We start from the raw sequence: 21,677 nt of genomic DNA, 5'->3' as shown, positions 1-21,677 counted from the left end.
TGCGGAGCACCACGGGAGCGCCCATCGCAATACCGGAGCCCGGGAGCGCCAGGCACCAAGCGCAGCGGGTCTCGGGGGGAGGAGGGGGCAAGCCCCCAAAACCCTGTTGCGCAGGTATTGCGAATGGGAGCGACTTTGGTGCGGAGCACCACGGGAGCGCCCATCGCAATACCGGAGCCCGGGAGCGCCAGGCACCAAGCGCAGCGGGTCTCGGGGGGAGGAGGGGGCAAGCCCCCAAAACCCTGTTGCGAAGGTATTGCGAATGGGAGCGACTTTGGTGCGAAGCACCACGGGAGCGCCCATCGCAATACCGGAGCTAGATGAAACGGCTCCCACTCCGAAACTTCCCCGGAGGCTGCCCGGTATGCTGCTTGAACCATTTGGTGAAATTGTGGATGCTGCCTGCGTCCAATTCATCGGCAATGGCGAGGAGGGGGAGCTCGGAGCGGGCGAGCAGGTCTTTGGCCAGCTGAAGCTTTCGGCCCATGAAATAATCGTACGGCGTCACGCCAAGCTGCGCGCGAAACTGGCGGGCGATATGGTCCGGATGATAGGCGCTCCACTCGCCGAGCCAGCGATGGTTGTAACGCTCGCGGGCATGGGCGTTCAACTGCTCGGCAATGCCGCCGATGAGCGGCGAGACAAGCTGGCTCTGCCCGGCGCGATGCTCCCACTGCTTCATGGAGGCCAGCAGCTCCAGCAGTAAACCGCGCAGCATGGGGGCTTTGAACACGCGGTCATCCATGCCGTAGCATTCCGCGATACGGGCGAATCGAGGCTCGAACCGTTCCACCGCCAACAGGCCGCAGTCCCGCAGCATCAAGCTGTCCTCAGCCCTTTCGGAGCTGCCAATCTGAATCCGGTTATCCCGCCGATCATCCTTCGCCGGATCATAGGAAACATCCCGAACGGAAATGCCGGTGCCGGGCTCTTGATAGTCCCCCGTCAAGCTGAAATGAAGGCCATAGAGCAGGAACGGCTTCTCAGGATCCGCGATGAACTGATGCACCGTATCCGGTCCGTAATAAAAGAGGCTGCCAGGCACCGCATCGTACCGCTCCCCTTGAATCCAAGCCGTCCCGCACCCGTCCGCCACGAAAATAAACTGATGCTCGTCGATTACCCGCGGCCCGAAGCTAAAGCCAGGCGGGCACTGCATGCGGTTGGCATACCAGACGACAGGCTGAAGCTCTTCCCACGAGACCGTGAACGGTGGTGGTGGTGCGGCGGGTTGGTCATAACCATCAAAACCGGTGTTTTCGATGTGCTCGTTCATTTCATCACTCCTCCGTTCCAGGGCTCGAGGAGCCTCGCGTTTTACTCGATTCAAGCACCTGACAACATCGACGAATACGGATTCGTAAATGCGTTTGCAAAAAGTCGGCCAGAGTTAAAAAATCATCGAGTCTCTGCAAATACTTCACCTTCCTATAAGCATACAATGAGCGCATAAGGTCGGCAATGGTTAATCGGGTGAGTCATTTTGCTTCATGGCACGCATGGTTAACGTCATGTACGACCATCATGGAGAGGACGGAGATCGGCATGGATCCAGCAATCAAACCGGCAACGAAACGGTTCGAGGACGCGACGCCGCTGTTGTCGCAGCCAGAGGAGCTGCGGAAGGCCGCCAAGGAGAAAGGGTATCTGTTTTTCAAGCAGTTCTTTACGCGGGAAGAGATCATGGAGATGCGGCAAATGCTGCTCGGCGTGCTTGAACAGGAAGGACTGTTGGACCCGTCGCAGCCGATCATGGACGGCATCGGCAATCTGCCTCTCATAGAACGGCTGAAGCCGGAAGAGATCAATTGGAACGGCATCGGCACGACGCAGCAGGTCTATCATAAAGTGCAGAAGCTGGAGGCGTTTCACGCGTTCGCGCATCATCCCAAAATGCTCGCTATGTTCGGTACCTTGTTCGGCGAACGGGCCTTCGTGCACCCGCGCAACATCGCGCGCATCATGCTGCCAAGCGATTCGTTGAAGGTGACGCCGCCGCATCAGGATTTCCTCCACATCCAAGGCGCCAACGAGACGTGGACCTGCTGGGCGCCGATGGGCGACGTGCCGCGTTCTCTGGGCGGGTTATCGATTCTCGAAGGCAGCAACAATGCCGGCTTGCTCGGCGTGACGGCTGCCGAAGGAGCGGGCGGACTGGAGACGATTCTCTGCAACCTCGGGTTCGAATGGGCGGAAGGCGATTATGAAGCCGGCGACATCGTTATTTTCCATAGTCATACCGTGCACAAAGCACTGCCGAACCTCCAGCCCGGGCGCGTGCGTCTCTCCCTGGATTTGCGGTATCAGCCGGTCAGTCAGCCGATCGAGAACGCATCGCTTCTTCCGCATGGGCCGTTCGATTGGGAGGAGCTTTACGAGGGTTGGACGAGAGAGGAATTGATGTACTATTGGAAGCAGGAGGCATTCCAGTTCCTGCCGTTCGACGAGTCGATTCGCTGGCAAAAGGACAAAATCTGCTAGCTTGAATTCATTTTCCCCCTGTGGTACAATGATAATGCTGTTTCTAGGTCTTGTCCCCTCTATGACAAGGCAGCGGCAAAGAAAATTTGCTCCTTGTGCAGGAGGTGGAACGATGGATATTACGTTTAAAATTTTGCTAGTTATCTTTGCACTTGCTCTAATTTGCGTAGTTCTCCTTCAAAAAGGGAAGAGCGCAGGTCTCTCTGGTGCAATTTCCGGCGGTGCCGAGCATCTGTTCGGGAAAACGAAAGCACGCGGCCTGGACCTGTTTCTGCAGCGTCTGACGGTTGCGGTCGCAGCAGGCTTCTTTATTTTGGCGCTTGTTGTTGCTTATCTCGTAAAAGTTTAATGATAAGAGCGAAAGCGGGCTTCTCGGCCCGCTTTTTTTGTTGCCATTTGTTTGTGGAAGATGTTTACAGGGTAATGACGCAAGGGAATTTTATCAAATTAGCGGGCGGCCGCGGATGGTGTTCTCTGCTTTCGTGTATACTATATGGTATATGATAAATCTATCAACCGACTGCTGCAATTGTGGATGGACGGCATCGCGGTATTATGAGGTGAGAAAGAATGGTAACAGAGCAGCAGCTCCTTGATTATATGCGCGAGCAGGCGTACAAGCCGATGACCTACCAGGAGCTGGATAAAGAGCTCGGCGGCACGGGCAGCGCGGAATCGTTCCGGACGTTCCTGATTCTGCTGAACGAGCTCGAAAACGAGGGGAAAATCGTACGCAACGACAGCGATCGCTACGGTCTTCCCGAACGGATGAATTTGGTGCGCGGACGAATTCAGGCGCACGCGAAAGGCTTTGCGTTTCTCCTGCCTGAGGACAAAGGCCATGGGGACGTCTATATCGGCGCGAACGACCTGAAAAGCGCCATGAACGGCGACATCGTGCTCGTTCGGATCACGTCGCGCAGCGCGGCCGGCGGCCGCATGGAAGGCGAGGTCGTGCGCATCGTGGAACGCGCGGTGACGCAGATCGTCGGCACGTTCCAGAATCATGAAGTATACGGATTCGTGCTGCCGGACGACAAACGGATCAACCGGGATATTTTCATCCCGCAGGGACAGTTCCATGGCGCGGTGACCGGACAGAAGGTCGTGGCGCGCATCGTATCGTATCCCGAGGGCCGTGCGGCTGCGGAAGGCGAGATCATCGAGGTTCTGGGCCATAAGGACGATCCGGGCATCGATATCTTGTCCATTATTCGCAAGCATCAGCTGCCGGAGAGCTTCCCCGTGGACGTCACGGCAGAAGCGGAAGCGGCGCCGGATTCCATCACGGAGGATGAAATCGTGCGTCAGGGACGCCGCGATCTCCGCGATAAAATCATCGTGACGATCGATGGCGAAGACGCGAAGGATCTTGACGACGCGGTCAATATCGAGCGGCTGGAGAACGGCAACTACGTCTTGGGCGTTCATATCGCTGACGTCGGATATTATGTTCCTGAGAACTCTGCGCTGGATCAAGAGGCGTACCGCCGCGGCTGCAGCGTTTATCTCGTGGATCGCGTCATTCCGATGCTGCCTCACCGGCTGTCGAACGGCATCTGCTCGCTGAATCCGAAGGTGGATCGCCTGACGTTGTCGTGCGAGATGGAATTTGACGCCGAGACGCTGAAGCGGGTTCGCCATGACGTGTTCACGAGCGTGATTCGGACGAAAGAACGGATGACGTACACGAACGTGCGGAAGATTTTGCAGGGCGAAGACGAGGAAGTCACGGAACGTTATGCGGAATTGGTCGACACGTTCAAGCTGATGGAAGAACTGGCGATGCGGCTGCGGAACATGCGCATGAAGCGCGGCGCGATCGATTTCGACTTCGTGGAAGCGAAGGTCATCGTCGATGAAGAGGGCAAAGCGGTCGATATCGTCAAACGCGAGCGTTCGATCGCGGAGTCGATCATCGAAGAGTTCATGCTGGCGGCGAACGAAACGGTCGCGGAGCATTTCTACTGGCTGAAGGTACCGTTCGTCTATCGGACGCATGATAATCCCGATCAGGAAAAGCTGCTGAATTTCGTGCAGTTCGCGGCGAATTTCGGGTATACGATCAAGGGCAAGGGCGGCAGCGTGATTCATCCGAAGGCGCTGCAAACGTTGCTGGAAGATATTCGCGGCTCCAAGGAGCAGACGGTCATCTCGACGGTGATGCTGCGCTCCATGAAACAGGCGAAGTACGATGCCGAGAGTCTGGGCCATTTCGGTCTTGCGGCGGAATTCTATACGCACTTCACGTCCCCGATCCGGCGTTATCCGGATTTGGTCATCCACCGCGTCATGCGGGAGGTGCTCGAAAGCGGCGGCACCTTGCCGGATGCGCGCCAAGAGGCGCTTGCGGCGCGGATGCCGGACATTGCGCAGCAGTCGTCCGAACGCGAACGCGTCGCGGTCGATGCCGAGCGGGACACGGAAAAGCTCAAGAAATGCGAGTACATGCTGGACAAGGTGGGCGAGGAATTCGAAGGCATCGTCAGCAGCGTGACGAGCTTCGGCATTTTCGTCGAGCTGCCGAATACGGTCGAGGGGCTCATTCGTCTGAGCGAGCTCTCGGATGATTACTACCATTTCCACGAGCAGCATATGCTGCTCATCGGAGAGCGGACGTCGAAGACGTTCCGCATCGGCGATGAGGTTCGCATCCGCGTGGAGCGGGTCAATATGGATGAGCATACGATCGATTTCACGATGCTCGAGAACTTGGCGCAGGGCGCGGGCAACGGCGACCTTGCCCGCGAGCTCGGGTTTGGCGGCCGCGAGCGCGGGTCCTCGCGCGGCGGCCGTGGCGGCCGAGGCGGAGCCGGACGCGACAGCGGCTCCGCGCAGCGGAGCGCGGTGCGCGAGCCGCGAGCAGGCGGTGCGCGCGGCGAGGGCCGCGGCGGCCGGGGCGGAGCCGGCCGCGATGGCGGCTCCGCGCAGCGGAGCGACGCGCGCGGCGCGTCGGCGGCCGCGGGCGTTGGCCCGCGGGGCCGCGGGCAGCGCAGCGGCGAGGCCGGCGCAGGCGCAGCGGCGGCTGGCGCTGCTACGGGAGCGGCTGAGCGTCGCGGAGGCCGCAGACGCGGCAAGCGCGACGAGCGCGGCGGCAGCCAGCCGGTGAAGCCGGCCGGCGGCGCAGAGCAGCAGCAAGCGCAGGCGCCGCGCGCACGCGGCGAACAGCGCGCTTGGAAGCCGGAAGACGACTTCAATCTGAATCGTCTTCTAGGCACGGAGAGCAGCGGCGGAGAGACAGCCGGAAGCGCAGGCGAGTCCCAAGGAAGCGGCGGCGAACGGCGCAAAGCGGTTCGCACCGATATGTGGGGACTGCCGGTTCGGAATGCCGGCTCGCTCAAGGACTACGGCGAAGACCCGGATGATGGCTACCGTTCGCGCGGCGGCCGTGGAGACGGCTCGCGCAGAGGCAGGTCAGGCGGAGACCGCAGCGGCGGTGGCGGCAGACAGACAGGCGGCGGCCGATCGGGCGGAGCAGGACGACGCCCTGCCGGCTCGGCGCCGAGCGGCGGTACTGCGGCGCCAGCGAATGGCGCTTCGGCTCCGCGCGGCGGCCAGGCAAGCGGCACGGGCTCCCGCCGCAAGAAATCCGGCGGCGGTAACGCTGGTAGCAACGCGGGAGGCCAGCAGCTTCAAGCTGCACCGGCAGCCGGCGGAGGCCAAGGCAGCGCGCAGCCGGCCAAGAAGAAATCCGAAGGCGGCAATGCAACGGCTGCCTTCGTCCGAAAGAAACGCAAGTAGGACGCGGGTTTCGGAAGCTTTTCCATTTGTTGATTTCGGTTCGCAAAGTTGATACAATGGACTTCTAGCTGCGGTTGGAAGTCCATTTTTTACTAATGGCGATGAATTTTGAACCGGACAGGCTTTAATCGAACCAAGGTGAGGTGAATGGCGTGGCGAAGAAGAGTGACGGTAAGCAACTGGCCCAGAACAAGAAGGCTTCCCATGACTATTTCATCGAGGATACCTTCGAAGCGGGCATGGTGCTGATGGGGAGCGAGATCAAGTCGGTGCGTATGGGCAAGGCGAACATCAGCGATGCGTTTGCCACAATCCGAAACGGCGAGATTTTCATCCACAATATGCATATCAGTTATTTCGAACAAGGGAACCGAAGCAATCCGGGAGACCCGACAAGGGCCCGTAAGCTGCTCATGCACAAAACGCAGATCCACAAGCTGCTCGGCCTCTCCAAGCAAGACGGCTATTCGATCGTGCCGCTCAAGATTTATATCAAGAACGGCTACGCGAAATTGCTGATTGGCCTGGGTAAAGGCAAGAAGCAGTACGACAAGCGCGAGTCGGCGGCGAAGAAGGATGCGCAGCGCGACATTCAACGTGCGCTTCGCGAGAAGCAGAAGGTCGCACGGTAATACCAAGTAAGCCTTAATCGGAAGACGTGGAGAACGTCGCCAACGCTTCCAGCAAGACATTTGCTCATGCATGTCCGACCTGTGGTATACTAAGTGAGCAAGAAAAGTAAGCCTTAGTTACGCAAGCAGCATTTACGATCGCGTTTTACATGCTCAAATGAAGATGGCCGGCTCATTCATGCGGTGCATCGATCGTCGGAGCGCTTCACCTGCTAAACGGAGGGCAAGTCGCCGTTTATGCGACATTGGGGGCGTTTATGGATTCGACGGGGATAGTTCGAGCATGGGTTGCGGGTAGCAGGGAGTCGTCTGCTTCATCAACGCTAAAGCCTATTAAACGGCAAACAACAACAATCCTACGCTTTAGCAGCTTAATAACCTGTTAGCGTGCTCCTACCTAGCATCGCCCATGTGACTAGACTAGGGGCTAACAAATAGTGGGATACGCCGTTCGGTCTCCGCCTGGGGTCGACGGAAGAAGACAATCAGGCTGACCCAACGCATAGCCGGTTACGGGGCGCTGCTAGGGTGACATCAAAACTGTGACTACACCCGTAGAAGCCTATGTGGCGTTGTCTTCGGACAGGGGTTCAAATCCCCTCGCCTCCACCAACTTGATGAAGGACACCTCAGCGGTGTCCTTTTTTCGTTGCCGTTGCAAGCGCGATAATTTCAACTATAACCATCTCATAAATCTGCATTTTGCTATTGAACCTAGAATAGCGAATGTGGATTTTTTTTATGTCCGCGTTTGCTATTTTCATGAAATAATATTTCGTCATTTACAATAAAATATGAAATTTTTAACACAACGCATGATCTACTCTCGAGTCTACTTAATATTCCATAGATAAAATAGGGGTTGGTTTAAGAGTGATTGCGGCAAGCAATCATTTAGTCGAAATAAAAGGAGAGACATCATGAGAAGGTTGATAAGAAGCAAAAAATTGCCGGCGATGCTGCTGACGCTCGCGACGGTGCTGAATCTATCCAGCGTTGGCGCTTTGACGGCCAATGCAGCCGATGATCCGACGCTCGGCGAAGCAAACGTCCTGAAAAGCGAGCAAATTTCATCCGGCGTCAAATTTACCTCAAAGGAATACAATAACTACTATAAAGCGGATAATCGCGTCGTCGTTAACCGTCTGGATATTGATCCGGACGATTCCAACACGAAGATCATTACGGCCAAAGCGTATGATACCATCAGCGCCGTGGAAACGATCGGCGATCAGGCGAACCGCGAAATTTTGAAAGGCAATCAAGTCATTGCCGGAGTCGACGGCGACTTTTACGATATCGATCCAGCCTCCGGGAATCCGCTGGGGTTGATGATGAAGGACGGCGAATTGATCGTCAGCCAGATGCCGGACGATAACGATCGCATCAGTTTTTATATCGACAAGGCAAATAAACCCGGCATTAAAGAAGTTCATGCGGAAGGTGAAATCTCGCTAGCGGGAACCAAGTACGACGTGAATCTGCTTAATCGAAACCAGGCCGTCAAGGACGCTCTGGTCATCCATACGAGCGAAGTGACGAAAACGCGTAAAATGACGCATAACTACGCGGTGGACAAAGGCAATTCGGTATTCGCGTTGATCCGCGTGGGCAATAATTTCGCCGGCGTTCATCTGGGGCAGACATATACGGGTACCGTCGTTAACGTAACGTCAACGGAAGGCTTCGATATTCCCGATGACTGCGTCGTTCTGGAAGGCGTAGGGACTTCGAAACCGATCGTTCAGGCGTTGCAGACCGGCGCCGAGGTGAGTTTTACTTACAATTTATATGCGGGTAATCACGCCGACAACAAAGATATCCTGAACAACGATATCGTGACGTCGATCACCTCTAACGCTTGGCTCGTACGTAACGGCGCAGTGGTGACGACCGGCGATCCGGTCGCTAACGCGCGTACGGCAATAGGCATGAAGGCAGACGGAGACCTTATCGTAGTAACCGTAGACAAGCCAAGCACTAATTATACGGGGAGCGTTGGAACAGGTCTTCCTGATCTCGGTAAATATTTATTAGAAGCGGGAGCCGTCAATGCGCTTAATTTGGACGGCGGCGGTTCAACGGAGATGATCGTACGCCAAGCCGGCAGCGATCGTCCGGTAACTATAAGCCATCCAGGCGATGTCAATGGATCCAGACTTGTTTCTAGCTCCTTGTTATTCGTCAGCACGGCGACGAAAGGCACGACGGTCGGCAACGTGGTCGTCGATAAGAACGTGAAGCTCCTCACCGGTTCGAAATACGATTTCTCCTATCGGTTGGCGGATGAGTTCGGCAATCCGATCTCCAGCGGCAACGGTCCCGCGACGTGGGCATCGACCGTTGGCAGCATCGATCCGAACGGCCATTATATCGCGGATATCGCAACCGGCGCAGGAGAAGTAACCGCGACGGTCGACGGCGTAAAAGGCATTGCAAATGTATCGGTCGTGGATACCGTGGCTACTCTTGCTCTGACGAGCACTAACGTGGTGATGAGCAATAACGCGACAAAGCAGTTCGGACTTGTCGCTACCGATGCAACCGGGGGGCAGGTTTATATCGACCCATCCGTGGCAAAGTGGAGTCTTACCGGCAGTATCGGTACGGTGAACGAGAGCGGTTTGGTCACTGCCAACGCTAGTAACGGAACGGCAACGCTTACGGTAACGGTTGCGGGTAAGACGTTAACGACGTTAGTGACGGTCGGAATCAAAGAGCAGGTCATCGACAATTTCGAGACGTACCCGATTGAAGGTTACCATCTAGGGGGCTACGCTTACGGGAATGTAGATCAATACGCGGGAAGCGCAGGAACGAGCCCTTTCTTGAGCCTATCCACGACGGTCAAACACTCGGGCAACCAGAGCTTCAAAATGAGCTATGACACATCCAAATGGACGGATAGAAGCAAGAACGCAACAATGAACTTGTTTCCGCATTGGTCCAGCGTGGCACAAATGGATGCGACTTATAAGACCGACGTCTACCCGAAGAAGTTCGGCATTTGGGTATACGGGGACGGAAAAGCGCCTTGGCTGAGGGCGATTTTTAGAGATGGCACTCCCGCGAACAAGACGCTCGACCTGACCACGGAGACGGACGATATCAACTGGGTTGGGTGGAAGTATCTAGAAGTGCCTATCCCTGAGGGCTGGCAGCTGCCGATTCGTCTTAACTATATCTATATGGTGGAGACGACAAAAGCAAAGCCGGCCTATTCCGGCACGGTCTATTTCGACGATATGAAATTCATCTATACGGACGAGGTTACGGATACTAGCGGTCCGGAGTTTACCGAGACAAGCCCATCATCGGATGGTTTGTTCACCGATACCCTTGATTTCTCGACTACGATTACCGATAGTCTCTCCGGGGTCGACGAGAACAAGATAACGGTGAAAATCAACGACGTGGATTATAAGGATTACACGTACGATAAAGTCACGGGTCGCCTCAGCTTCAAGCTGGATAATTTAAAGAATGGGGATTACAAGGTATTCGTAGACGCCTACGATAAAGCATCCACCCCCAACGAGTCCATTCCATTTATCGACAAAACGTACCATGTGGACTTGACTCCGGACGAGGAAGCGCCGACGATGACGGACGTAACGCCTACGAAGGACGTCCAAGTGAAAATTCCGACGCCGAGAGTCACGTTCAAGCTGTTGGACAGCAAATCGCAAGTGGATCCGGCGAGCATTTCCGTTCGGATGAATGATACTGAATTGCCTGTGTATTATGACGCCGTCACGGGTTGGGGATATGCCGAACCGACAAGCGGCTTGGCGAACGGCGCGTATACCTTAAGGATCAACGCTCGGGATAAAGCCGGGAACGCCATGCCGACTTACAAGGATCAATTGTCTCTGGCCTCGATCCCGCAGCCGCAGGATGGAGACAACTTCAAAATCTCGCTTATTCCGGATACGCAAGGCAACGCGTTTACCGATAAATTGTTCGCTAAGGTTGCAGCGGATGATTCTTCGTTAGTGATGCACATGGGCGATATCGTCGATGACGGATCGCAGCAACAGTACGACGACGCTTCGAATTTCGTCAACAAGTATTTCGGGGACGCGGGGTCCAAACCGTTCTTCGTATTGGCGGGCAATCACGAATCGTTCCAGAACACCTTGGATATCTACTACAAGAAATTCGGTTCTCCGACGATGCATTTCGACTATGGGGATACGCTAATCATCATGTTGAACTCGGCCTACATCCAAAGCATCACCTTGTCGGATTCCACGCAGTTCCATTGGTTGGAAGAAGTGTTGAAGAAGAATACGAAGAAAAACATTATCGTTCTCGACCATGTAATTACGCGCGACGCATTCGGTACCAAGCATGAAATGGACCCGAACGACGCCGCGAAATACGAGTCCATTCTGAGCGATTATAAGCTCCAGCATCCGGACACGGACATCTACAGCATTTTCGGACATCTGCATTCGCTTCAAAATTGGGAAGTCGGCGGAGTCAAATACATCATCACGGGTAACGGTGCCGACAAGACGTACCTCCCGCATAGCGATGGCGATTTGCTCGGCACCGGCAAGATGACGGTTGCGGGCGGCAAGATGAAGTATACCTTCGACCCGCTCTTGACGAAGATTTACATTCATAACGACGCGATTATCTCGGGCAAAATGAACACCGTAATCGGATCCAAGGTCCAAATGGATGTGTTCGGGGACTTCAGGGAGTATCCTGCCAATTACTTGACTCAAATCAATAACCGCAAATTAGTCGGCATTGACTGGGAGTCCAGCAACGAGGACGTAGCTTCGGTGGATGAAAACGGCGTTGTCACTTCAAAGTCTTCCGGTACGGCGATCATTACGGCAACATCCGGAGGAAAGAGCAGTTCGATTTCGGTCGAGACGGTGAAGCCGGCGGACGTCAAGCCGGTCAAGCTCGAATTGTCCGTTCCTGCGGAAACCGAAGTCGGGGATACGTTCATCCCGACGATTAAAGCGACCAATGCCTACGGCGCGGTGTACGCCCTAGACGCGAAGGATGTTGCCTTCAGCTTCAAGAACGGAAAGGCTCACCTGCAGCAAGACGGAGTTATCCTCGCGGATGCCGAGGGCAATGAAGAAATTACGGTTGCGTTCAGCGGATTGAAGGCGACGGCCATCGCGAAAATCATTGCGCAGCCGAGTGCGCCTTCCGGTCCGATCGTAATCGCTCCGCCGGCTCAATCGGACGTCGATCTCACCAAGGACAGCGTCGTGAAATCCGACGTCTTCGCGGAACTCGCGAAAGACAAGAGCGCGACGATGACATTCGCGGGCAACGGCTACAAATGGAAAGTCAATGGCGCGGATATCACGAATACTAACGCTAATGCAGACCTGGGCGTTACCATCACCAATCAAGCTCCAGTCGGGAAAGTTCCGACCCCTGTTCAAGTCAATAAAAAGAAAGTCGTCGTGGGCTTGTCTCTCAACCAAAACGGAGCTCTTCCCGGGAAGATGACGCTAGAAATCCCGACGAGCAAAGAACAAGCTGGCAAAAAGCTGTTCTTCTACTCGGTTAACTCCGCCGATCAAGCCCCTGTACTCGTATCCGAGGTTACCGTGGACGAAAACGGAAACGCAGCGATTCCTTTCGCTTCCTCGTCGTCGGCCGAGTACATGCTAACGACGCAAAAGATCTTGGACTTCAAAGACGCCGACGCTCACTGGGCGAAAGCGGACATCTATTATCTCGCGGGTAAGGACATTATCGGCGGCGTGAACGACAGCCAGTTCTTGCCGAACAACGCGGTCACCCGCGGCGAATTCGTCAAGTTGATCGCCGGAGCCGCAGGAGCGGACGTGTCCGCGTTCACGAGCAGCTCGTTCGCGGACGTCAAGCCGGGCGACTGGTACTCGCCTTACGTGGAATGGGCGAAGAAGAACAACATCGTGCTTGGGGTTAAACCGAATGCGTTTGCTCCCAACGAGAACATTTCAAGGGAACAAATGGCGGTGATCCTCGTAAGACTGTCCGACCTGCTCGGATACGATTTGGAGGACAGCGCCCAGCCGGTTCATTTCAAGGACGAAGCCAACATCTCCGCCTACGCGCGCGAAGCCGTGAAAAAAGCGCAGCAAGCCGAGATCATAAGCGGCCTTCCCAATAATCAGTTTGCGCCCGCGAAGAGCGCAACCAGAGGCGAAGCGGCTAAAATGCTGGCGACATTGCTCAAAGCCATGGAAAAGTAAAATCAATAAAAGTCGTTGCGAGTTCATGCGACGATGAAACAAAACGATCGCTTTCCGGCATGTTGAATGCCGGGGAGCGATCGTTTTTGGCTTTTATAAAGCGGAAAGCATGAAGCTTAATCGCAAAAAAGGGCAAGCTAACCAGCACGGACGACGTTATCAATCCGCGAGGCGCGACGTCTGTTCCCACTGATCCGCTTCAACGATGCGCTTGCCCAGCGCGTCGCGAATTCCGGCGGAAGCGAAGCCGCCGACAGGGAAATGCAGCGGCGGATTCTCGCTGTTGATCATCGCGATGATGGAGGTCACCGCTTTGCTTTGATCGCCCTTGTGCACGGCTTCGTAGCCTTTGTCGAATGCCTCGTAGACCGGGGCGTATTCCGGGAGCGGCTCGGACACTTTCCGCGATTGACCCATGAACTCTGTCATGAACACGCCGGGCTCGACAATCGTCGTCCGTATGCCGAACGGTTGGAGCTCGGCGGCCATCGCTTCGGAGAAGCCTTCGACAGCGAATTTGGAAGCGGAATAGAGGCTGAAGACCGGCATCGCAGTGACGCCGAAGATCGACGAAATGTTCACGTAATGGCCCGATCCCTGCTTCTTGAAGACAGGCAGCGTCTCGCGGATCACGTCCAGCATACCGAACACGTTGACGTCGAACTGGTTTCGAATCTGCGCGTCCGTATATTCCTCCAGCATGCCGAACAGGCCGTAGCCGGCATTGTTAACGACGATGTCGATTCTGCCGAAGCGGGCGACGGCTCCTTGGACGGCCGCTTGAATTTGACCCTTGTCGGTGACGTCCACTGTCTCGATATGGACATTGTCCGGCGATAACTCCTTCAGATCGGCTATATCGCTAAGTTTTCGTGCAGTCGCGACGATTTTATCGCCAGTCGGAATTAATTGTTCCACGAACTTGCGTCCGAATCCCGAGGATGTTCCTGTAATAAACCATACTTTGCTCATTGCTGCACGCTCCTTTTTCTCATTTCAAAATAAAAGACAGACCGTTCGTATTTATTATGTCAGCGATCGTTCGCCCTGTCAATTCCCACTCGCCTCGTTCTTCTCACGCAGAGGGCAAGCCTGCAGCGGCGCTCTCATCAGCGTCGAAGCCTGATCTCGCAAACCTACGGACAAATAAGACCGATCTGTCTTTAACGCATTGACTATTGAAAGCGGGGCTTCTACAATGGTGAAAAGCATTTTATTCGAGAGGAGGGGTCGAGCGTGCGCAAAGGCGAGAGAACCAAACAGCATGTCATCGAGAAATCGGCCCTGCTGCTGAACCGGCGCGGCTATCTGTCCACGACGCTTTCCGAAATCACGGAAGAGACCGGTCTTCAAAAAGGCGGTCTGTACAATCACTTCAGGGATAAGGAAGAGCTTTCCCTGGCATCCTTTAACTATAACTGCGAGGCGCTTAACGCTTATCTGCTCAGGGAGGTCGAGGCCGCTCCTCCGAATGCGATAGATCGGCTGCTTGCTTACACCCAGGCCTTCTTCAAGGTCGATTATCCTGGCGGCTGCCCGATCGCAAACTTGACCATCGAAGCCGATTCGGTCTCCGAGCCTCTCTTCGGACAGGCGCGGCAAGCGATGGAACAGATCGTGGTTTTCACGGAAGGGCTGATCTCGTCCGGCATCAAGAATCGCGAGATACGTCAGGAGGTCGATCCCCGCGAATCGGCCATCATGTTGTTTTCGATGATCGAAGGCTCCATCTTGATGCGCAAGCTCTATCCCGGATCCACGGACAAGATACTGGACCGGCTCGAGAGGTTCGTAAATACGGAGTTGAGATTGTAGGTCATATCCGTACTGGGAAACCTGAATCCCCTGCCCAACCATCCATTTGGTTCTATTTTCCTGAAGCTTTCGATAGATTCTAAGCGACCTTTTAGCTAGATTTAAGCTTCCTTTTAGGATCGGCGCGCATAATAGAGTCATCAAGAGCAATCAGGAGGATGATTCGAATGAATGAACCTATGGATATGAACCATGAACGCGATAACGCGAGCGAAGGTCTGACAACCTACCGATATGATTCCCCGAAGAAGGCGGCCGACCTGCAGACGGCGTATGAACAAGCAATCGCGGCAAACGAGGGGAGAAGCGCTTCGGGAGGCGGCGGGAATCGACGCAGACGAACGACGTCTCAAACGCTGCTGGCCGCATTTCTTGCCGGCGCGTTAACGATCGGCGGGCTGACTTACATGTCCGATCGAATGGATTTGTTCACGGGAGGGACATCCGGCGTCGCCCAGTCGGCCGCTTCGAACGGTAACTCTCATTCGGGCGATGCCGGATTAACGACAGCTTCTCTCCAAGCCTCCACGGAGGATTTCGCCGCGGTATTCAATCAAGCGAACCCCGCGGTCGTGGAGATCGGGAATTACGGGGTCGAGAACAACCAGCCGAGAGGCAACCTCTTCGGCGGCGAAGACCGGTCGGGCAATCGGCAGCAGTCGCTGCAAAACAACCAAGAGCCGGTGCTGATGGGGACGGGGTCCGGATTCTTTTTCAATAAAGACGGTTATATCCTGACCAACCAGCATGTCGTTGCCGATGCCTCGGAGCTTAAGGTCACGGTGCCCGGTTACGACGAGCCGTTAACGGCCAAAGTCATCAACGAGAACGAGAAGCTGGACTTGGCGGTAATCAAGGTGGAGACGCCGGACGGCAAAGCTTTTCCGACGCTGAGCTTCGGCGATTCGAATCAAGCGAATATTGGCGACTGGGTCATCGCGATCGGCAATCCGTACGGCTTGGATCACACGATGACGACAGGCGTTCTTAGCGCGAAGGAACGTCCGATTACGGTCGCGGAGGAAGACGGTTCCCCGCATCAATACGAACATCTTCTCCAAACCGACGCTTCGATCAACCCCGGCAATTCGGGCGGACCGCTGTTGAACGCGAAAGGCGAAGTGATCGGCGTGAACACCGCGGTCAACGCCGAAGCGCAGGGCATCGGATTCGCCATTCCCTCCAGTGTCATTCAGGATGCCGTGAAGGAGATGATGGCGGGGACGGCGGGCAGCTCCTTCTAACTTAAATCGATGCCATAAGCAGTCGATGGTAGTGGCGCGCTACGACAGAACATTGAAAACACTGACCGTAAGAGGTCGGTGTTTTTTGTTGTATAATGAATCATCGCTGGCCGAGGTACGGATACGAGGGGGACGAGCTGTGAGATCATTGGCTGAATGGACGAAATTGCATGTGTATCAGAAGGTTATATTTGTCTTTGTCGCGCTGGTCATTCCGTATTGCTTGATCAATTTGTGGATGAATCTGGAGGGACAACAGGTTGTCAGAAGCGGCATTACCAGCTCCAATCAGTCGAATGTCAACTTTTATTCCCGCCAATTGGACGACCAAATGTCGTTTATCCGCAACTTGCAGCTCCAGCTTCTGAACGACCCCGAGCTGCAAAAATTGAACTTCCTTGGCAAGCAAATCAATGAATTCGATAGCATTCAATTAGTTAATCGCGTGAAAGACAGGCTTGTCGCGAACCTTAACTCTAGCGATTATCTCGTCAATGTCGGCGTGTATATCAAGTCGTTCGGCAGGACGATTTCAACCCAGACGGGCATAACGCCGGTGCCTAACGCCGAATACGACATCGTTGCCGGGTATAGCGAGCTGCAGCCTTCGCGGCCTCTCTATTATAGCGGCGGCAAGCTGTTCTTCCTTGCGTCGGCGAACAATGCCTCGATAATCGCTTACTTCCAGCTGTCCGTTCCCCGGTTCGAGGAAACGTTGCGTCCGCTCGTAGATCGCTTTGACGATTCGGGCGCGCTATTGGCGGACGATACGTTTCGCAATCAGATCTCTTTCAAGACGAAGGACGAGGTCGTCAAACTGATCGGGGAAGGAATAACGGCAAAAACGTCCGACAAGCCGGATGCCGGCTTTACCGTACGAAGCGGGAAGCAGACCTATCTCGTCACCTACAGCCGCATCAGTACGTTAGGCTTAACGTTGTATACCTACCTGAATCGGAATGAGCTGACCGGCCAGCTAAGAACATTTAACGTCTGGTACATCGTCTTATCCGCCGTATCCATTGCCATCATCGTGCTTTTCTCCTTTTCCGTAAACCTCATGATTCACAAGCCTCTCAAACGCCTCATGGTCTCGTTTAAAATTCTGGAGGCGGACAGCCTGATCTTGTCGAACGACTCGAAGAAAAACAACGAATTCGGCTATTTGTACCGCAATCTCGATCAGATGGTCCAAAGGCTGAAGTTATCCATCCGCGAAAACTACGAGCAGAAGATCGCCTTGCAGCACTCCGAGCTGAAGCAGCTGCAATCGCAGATCAATCCCCATTTTCTATATAACAGCTTTTTCAATATCTACATGATTTGCCGCAGCGGAGACATGGAGCAAGCATCCGAGATGGCGAGAAGACTTGGCAGCTATTATCAGTTCATTACCCGCAGCGGAAAGGACGAAGCGCCTCTCGCGGACGAGTACCGGCACGCCCTCGATTACTGCGAAATCCAAAGCATTCGTTTCTCCAATCGCATTGAAGTGGAGGCAGGCGAGGTCCCCGAGTCGTGCAGCGGTTACGCGGTTCCGCGTTTGATCGTACAGCCCGTCGTGGAGAATGCGTTCGAGCACGCCTTCGAGAATGGCAAACGTCGCGGCCATGTCTATGTGCAGGCGACTTTCGAGCACGAGGTGCTGCGTATTGCCGTGGAGGACGACGGAGGCGGCTTGCCTGACGAGGAGCTTCAGGAGCTGCAAGCCAAGCTGAGCAATGCCACGCAGGTTCATGAGAAAACGGGGCTTGTCAACGTAAGCAGGCGGATTCGCCTGAGGTTCGGGGAGACGAGCGGGGTGTTCGTTACGCGCAGCGAGCACGGCGGGTTGAAAGCGGAAATTAAAATCCATTTCGGCGAAAGAGGGGATTGACGGGATGTACAGACTGTTGCTCGTAGACGACGAACCGTCCATCGTGGACGGATTAATGCAGCATTTCCAGGAGACGCAGCCGGAGCTTGATATCTGCAAAGCCTATTCGGCCGACGAAGCCCTCGATATTGCCAGACGAACGAATATCGATCTCTTGATCAGCGACATCAGCATGCCCGGCAAAAGCGGTCTGCAGCTGATCGATGAAATTGCGGTGTATTGGCCTTCCTGCCGGGTGATCCTGCTTACCGGACATAGTGAATTCGAGTACGTACATACGGCGATCCGGCGAAACGCCGATAATTATATTTTGAAAACGGAGGGCATCGAGCCGATCTCGCACGCGGTGAAGGCGGCGATCCTCAAGCTGGACGAGGAGAACGGCAGCAGAGCCATGCTGTTGAAAGCGGAGCAGCAGATGAACGCGGCGGAGCCGCTGCTTAAAAAAGCGTTCTTCGAAGCGCTGTTATTGGGAGAGCAGGCCGCGGACATTGCGGGCGAATGGCACTTTGCAGGCTTGAATATGCGGCTTGATCGCTGCAGGCCGATCTTGATGGTGCTTGGCAAAGTAGACGCATGGGACGAGGAAATGGCCTATACGAAAAAAATGGACGCGTATTATTCGATTCAGAATTTGTTCGCGCATCGCTTGTCCGCCCTGCTCAAGGAAGAGCGGATCGTACACGATCGCGCGGAGCTCGTATGGTTCATTCAACCGGAGGAAGCGGCCGTTACCTTCGAGGGCGCGGAAGGCGGGACGGACTGGCGAGGCGTGATCACCTATATGAAGGGGATATTGGAGACGACGCAGAACGACTGCCGCGACATGCTCGGCGTATCGGTGTCCTTCGGCATTTGCGGAAGCGAGGTCGAGTGGACGGACATCGGCAAACAGTTCGAGCTGCTGAAGTCGTCATTGAAGCGCTTGGCTTATTACGGACAGCAGATGGCCATTTTGGATCTCGGCATACCGGACCTGTACAAGCGGGAAGCGGTTAAGCCCGCGGCGGCAAGCATCGCCGATTATAACAAACGAGTGGCCGCGCTGCAGAAGCACCTTCACGCGGGGGACGAGCAAGCCGCGGCGGACGTGACCGCCGAGCTGTTCGGCAGTTTGAGGAGTCATTTGACCGGCCATTATATGCTGGGGCTGGAGCGCTATTATTCGCTGCTGCATGCCGTCATCTCCCATATGAACGATACCGACTATTCAGATCCGGCGGGTAACGACCTTCGGATGGCCAGCCTCCCCGGCGCCGAGCTGCCTGCCGAGTGGGATGCCGCGCAGAGGCAGTTCGTCGAGCTGGTGAAGTCGATCTGCCTTCGCAGGCAAGAGCAGGTCGAGCGGGGAGAAAATCTGCTTTGCGAGCGAATCCACCGGTTCGTTCGCGAGAATTTGGGCGGAGACTTGTCCTTGGCGCGGATTGCCGAGTCGGTCTTCTTTAATCCTTCGTATCTATCGCGCTGCTATAAACAGCTGACGGGCCGCAACTTGTCGGAGTATATCAATTCGGCGAAAACGGAGGCAGCTGTCGCCATGCTCGTCGAATCTCCGCTCAAGATCAGCGAAATCGCCCTAAGGCTCGGATTTGAGTCGCCTTCTTACTTCACGGCGTTTTTCCGCAAGATGAGGGAAGTGTCGCCGCAGGAGTTCCGCGACATCTACGGACACCATGGCAGGAAGTAAGCGGCGGCAGAGCGCGGATAGCAGGAAGTAAATAGAACAGAAGCATGTAAACATCTTAGCATTGTTCGATAAATGGCAGGAATTATATGATGAATGTGTAAAGAACGTCAGCTTTCATAACAGGGAAAAGGGGAGTTTACATGGGGAAGAGTAAAGCGAGTCTATTGTTGTTAGCTATACTTACGTTAAGTACGGCTTTAAGCGCATGCGGGAACAACAACAACAAGGCAACGAATGATTCCACTTCGCCAGCGGCTTCCAACGGGGAAGCCGGAAACAGCCCATCGGAAGAAGCAAGCGCAAACAAGGATGATTCCAAGGCAGCGGATCCGTTCGGCAAATACTCCGAGCCGGTAACGGTCACCGAGGTGCTGGGGTACAATCCGCCGGAAGATCCGAAAACGCCTGCCGGATTGACGCCCGACAAGAATGCCTATCTGAAAGATCTGAAAGACGAAATGAACATCGACGTGAAGTATCTTTGGACGGTGCCGACGGATCAGTTCGAGCAAAAGTTCTCCATCGCGATCGCCTCGGGCGACTTGCCGGACGTGATGGATCTTGATCCGCGCAATTTCGAGAAGTTCAAAAATCAAGGCGTGCTGGCCGACTTAACCGACGCGTACAACCAATACGGTTCGCCCGCGTTAAAGAAATTCATGGAATCCGACGGCGGCGCGGCGATGAAGTCGGTATCCGCCGACGGCAAGCTTTATGCGCTTCCCGGCTTCGAAGAGCCGTATCTGTCGACGCAGCTGCTCTGGATTCGCCAGGACTGGCTGAAAAACCTCGGGCTGGAAGCGCCGAAGTCCATTGACGATCTCGAGAAGGTGGCCGAAGCGTTCACGAATAACGATCCGGATAAGAACGGCAAGAACGATACGTACGGCATCACGCTGCCGAAGACCGTCGTAGGTTGGGCATTCGATGCGAAAGGGTTCTTCAACGGCTTCAACTCGTACGTGGGCGGCTGGACGAAAGGTTCGGACGGCAAGCTCGCCGCCGGCGAAATTCAGCCCGAGACGAAGGCGGCGCTTGCCAAGCTGCAATCGTGGTACGGCAAAGGGATCCTGGACAAGGAATTCGGCTTGAAGGACGAAACCAAAATCAGCGAAGACATCATAGGCAGCAAAGTGGGGATTGCCTACGGGGAATGGTGGGTTGCCAACTGGCCGCTCAATCTGAACAAGGATAAGGACCCCCATGCAGATTGGATCGCCATTCCAATTCCATCGTTGGACGGACAGCCCGGCAAGTCGCTCGTTCCGACGGTGCGCATGGGGCACATCGTAGTCGCGAACAAGAAGTTCAAGAACCCTGAAGCCGTCATTAAAATGGCCAATTTTTATATCGAGAAAAACACGAAAAAATATTATGAAACGAACAAGCCGGAGAACGGGTACGTGTACAACTGGTTCGTGCCGAGAATCTTCAACCCGACGGATATCGAGAACATTTATACGAACGTGAATAATGCGATCGACAAAAAACTGACCGAAATCGAGGATCAAGACACGCCTTATTATACGAACTCGCAGCAGGTGCTCGACGCGGCGAACAAATACTTGGCCGGAGACAAGAGCGGCTCGGTATGGGGCTTGTATAACAGCCGGGTCGACAAGAACGGCGGTTGGGGGCTGACAAGGCAAATCCGCGACAACAAGCAATTCGTGTTCAACGAGTACTACGGACCGGCAACGGAAACGCAAATCGACAAGGGTGCCCAGCTGGATAAGCTCATGAACGAAACGTTCGTCAAAATCATTATGGGCTCGGCGAAAATCGATGAATTCGATAAGTTCGTCAGCAGCTGGAAAGCGCTCGGCGGCGACGATATCACGAACGAAGTGAATGCCTGGTACGACAAGAACAAGTAATCCTGCAGCTTAGAGGACCCGCAACTGGAAGCGACACGGGCGATGGGATGCAGCGCGGGAACATCCGGCATGCTTCCCGTCCCTTTGCTTTGCGAGAACGACCTTG

Annotated in this window: 12 protein-coding genes and 1 other RNA gene; 11 read left to right on the top strand and 2 right to left on the bottom strand. The window is 54.9% G+C overall.

All coding sequences use genetic code 11. From position 1 onward, the window contains the following. Nucleotides 1-316: 316 nt before the first annotated feature. Nucleotides 317-1,276 carry an AraC family transcriptional regulator gene (locus AC0YNU_RS29410; protein WP_475762996.1) on the bottom strand — a complete coding sequence of 320 codons (960 nt, stop codon included), beginning with the start codon at nucleotides 1,274-1,276 and terminating at the stop codon, nucleotides 317-319. 269 nt (nucleotides 1,277-1,545) lie between these two features. Here AC0YNU_RS29410 and AC0YNU_RS29405 point away from each other — a divergent pair, with 269 nt between their 5' ends. The 6 genes from AC0YNU_RS29405 to AC0YNU_RS29380 all read left to right on the top strand — a co-directional run bounded on the left by AC0YNU_RS29405 (nucleotide 1,546) and on the right by AC0YNU_RS29380 (nucleotide 13,072). Continuing rightward, the gene (locus AC0YNU_RS29405; RefSeq protein ID WP_475762994.1) at nucleotides 1,546-2,481 is read left to right on the top strand and encodes a phytanoyl-CoA dioxygenase family protein; all 936 of its coding nucleotides are present in this window, start codon (nucleotides 1,546-1,548) and stop codon (nucleotides 2,479-2,481) included. A 112-nt stretch (nucleotides 2,482-2,593) separates the two neighbouring features. Continuing rightward, the gene (gene secG, locus AC0YNU_RS29400) at nucleotides 2,594-2,830 is read left to right on the top strand and encodes a preprotein translocase subunit SecG (RefSeq protein ID WP_161705350.1); all 237 of its coding nucleotides are present in this window, start codon (nucleotides 2,594-2,596) and stop codon (nucleotides 2,828-2,830) included. Between the two features lie 221 nt (nucleotides 2,831-3,051). Continuing rightward, the gene (gene rnr, locus AC0YNU_RS29395; RefSeq protein ID WP_475762991.1) at nucleotides 3,052-6,222 is read left to right on the top strand and encodes a ribonuclease R; all 3,171 of its coding nucleotides are present in this window, start codon (nucleotides 3,052-3,054) and stop codon (nucleotides 6,220-6,222) included. Nucleotides 6,223-6,374: 152 nt separating this feature from the next. Beyond that, nucleotides 6,375-6,854 carry an SsrA-binding protein SmpB gene (gene smpB / locus AC0YNU_RS29390; protein WP_475762989.1) on the top strand — a complete coding sequence of 160 codons (480 nt, stop codon included), beginning with the start codon at nucleotides 6,375-6,377 and terminating at the stop codon, nucleotides 6,852-6,854. A 247-nt stretch (nucleotides 6,855-7,101) separates the two neighbouring features. Then, nucleotides 7,102-7,466: a transfer-messenger RNA gene (gene ssrA / locus AC0YNU_RS29385) on the top strand. A 308-nt stretch (nucleotides 7,467-7,774) separates the two neighbouring features. Continuing rightward, on the top strand, nucleotides 7,775-13,072 hold the full coding sequence (locus AC0YNU_RS29380; RefSeq protein WP_475762987.1) for an S-layer homology domain-containing protein: 5,298 nt from the start codon (nucleotides 7,775-7,777) through the stop codon (nucleotides 13,070-13,072). Between the two features lie 159 nt (nucleotides 13,073-13,231). Here the strand turns inward: AC0YNU_RS29380 and AC0YNU_RS29375 are convergent, their stop codons facing one another. Further along, nucleotides 13,232-14,044 carry an SDR family NAD(P)-dependent oxidoreductase gene (locus tag AC0YNU_RS29375; RefSeq protein WP_475762985.1) on the bottom strand — a complete coding sequence of 271 codons (813 nt, stop codon included), beginning with the start codon at nucleotides 14,042-14,044 and terminating at the stop codon, nucleotides 13,232-13,234. A 264-nt stretch (nucleotides 14,045-14,308) separates the two neighbouring features. Between AC0YNU_RS29375 and AC0YNU_RS29370 the strand changes: the two genes are divergently transcribed. The 5 genes from AC0YNU_RS29370 (at nucleotide 14,309) to AC0YNU_RS29350 (ending at nucleotide 21,571) form a co-directional block, all read left to right on the top strand. Continuing rightward, nucleotides 14,309-14,887, top strand: a complete 579-nt coding sequence (locus AC0YNU_RS29370; RefSeq protein ID WP_475762983.1) for a TetR/AcrR family transcriptional regulator — start codon at nucleotides 14,309-14,311, stop codon at nucleotides 14,885-14,887. A gap of 167 nt (nucleotides 14,888-15,054) precedes the next feature. Then, nucleotides 15,055-16,131 carry a S1C family serine protease gene (locus tag AC0YNU_RS29365; protein WP_475762981.1) on the top strand — a complete coding sequence of 359 codons (1,077 nt, stop codon included), beginning with the start codon at nucleotides 15,055-15,057 and terminating at the stop codon, nucleotides 16,129-16,131. Nucleotides 16,132-16,270: 139 nt separating this feature from the next. Further along, a complete protein-coding gene (locus AC0YNU_RS29360) occupies nucleotides 16,271-18,007 on the top strand; it encodes a sensor histidine kinase (RefSeq protein WP_475762980.1) in 1,737 nt (578 codons plus the stop codon). 4 nt (nucleotides 18,008-18,011) lie between these two features. Beyond that, on the top strand, nucleotides 18,012-19,694 hold the full coding sequence (locus tag AC0YNU_RS29355) for a response regulator (RefSeq protein WP_475762978.1): 1,683 nt from the start codon (nucleotides 18,012-18,014) through the stop codon (nucleotides 19,692-19,694). A gap of 140 nt (nucleotides 19,695-19,834) precedes the next feature. Next, entirely contained in the window at nucleotides 19,835-21,571 is a 1,737-nt protein-coding gene (locus AC0YNU_RS29350; protein ID WP_475762976.1) for an extracellular solute-binding protein, read from the top strand. Nucleotides 21,572-21,677: the final 106 nt, after the last annotated feature.

The sequence above is a fragment of the Paenibacillus sp. J31P316 genome (genome assembly GCF_056269105.1).
Note: the sequence above shows the minus strand (reverse complement) of the source record. Positions and strands in the feature narration are given on the sequence as shown.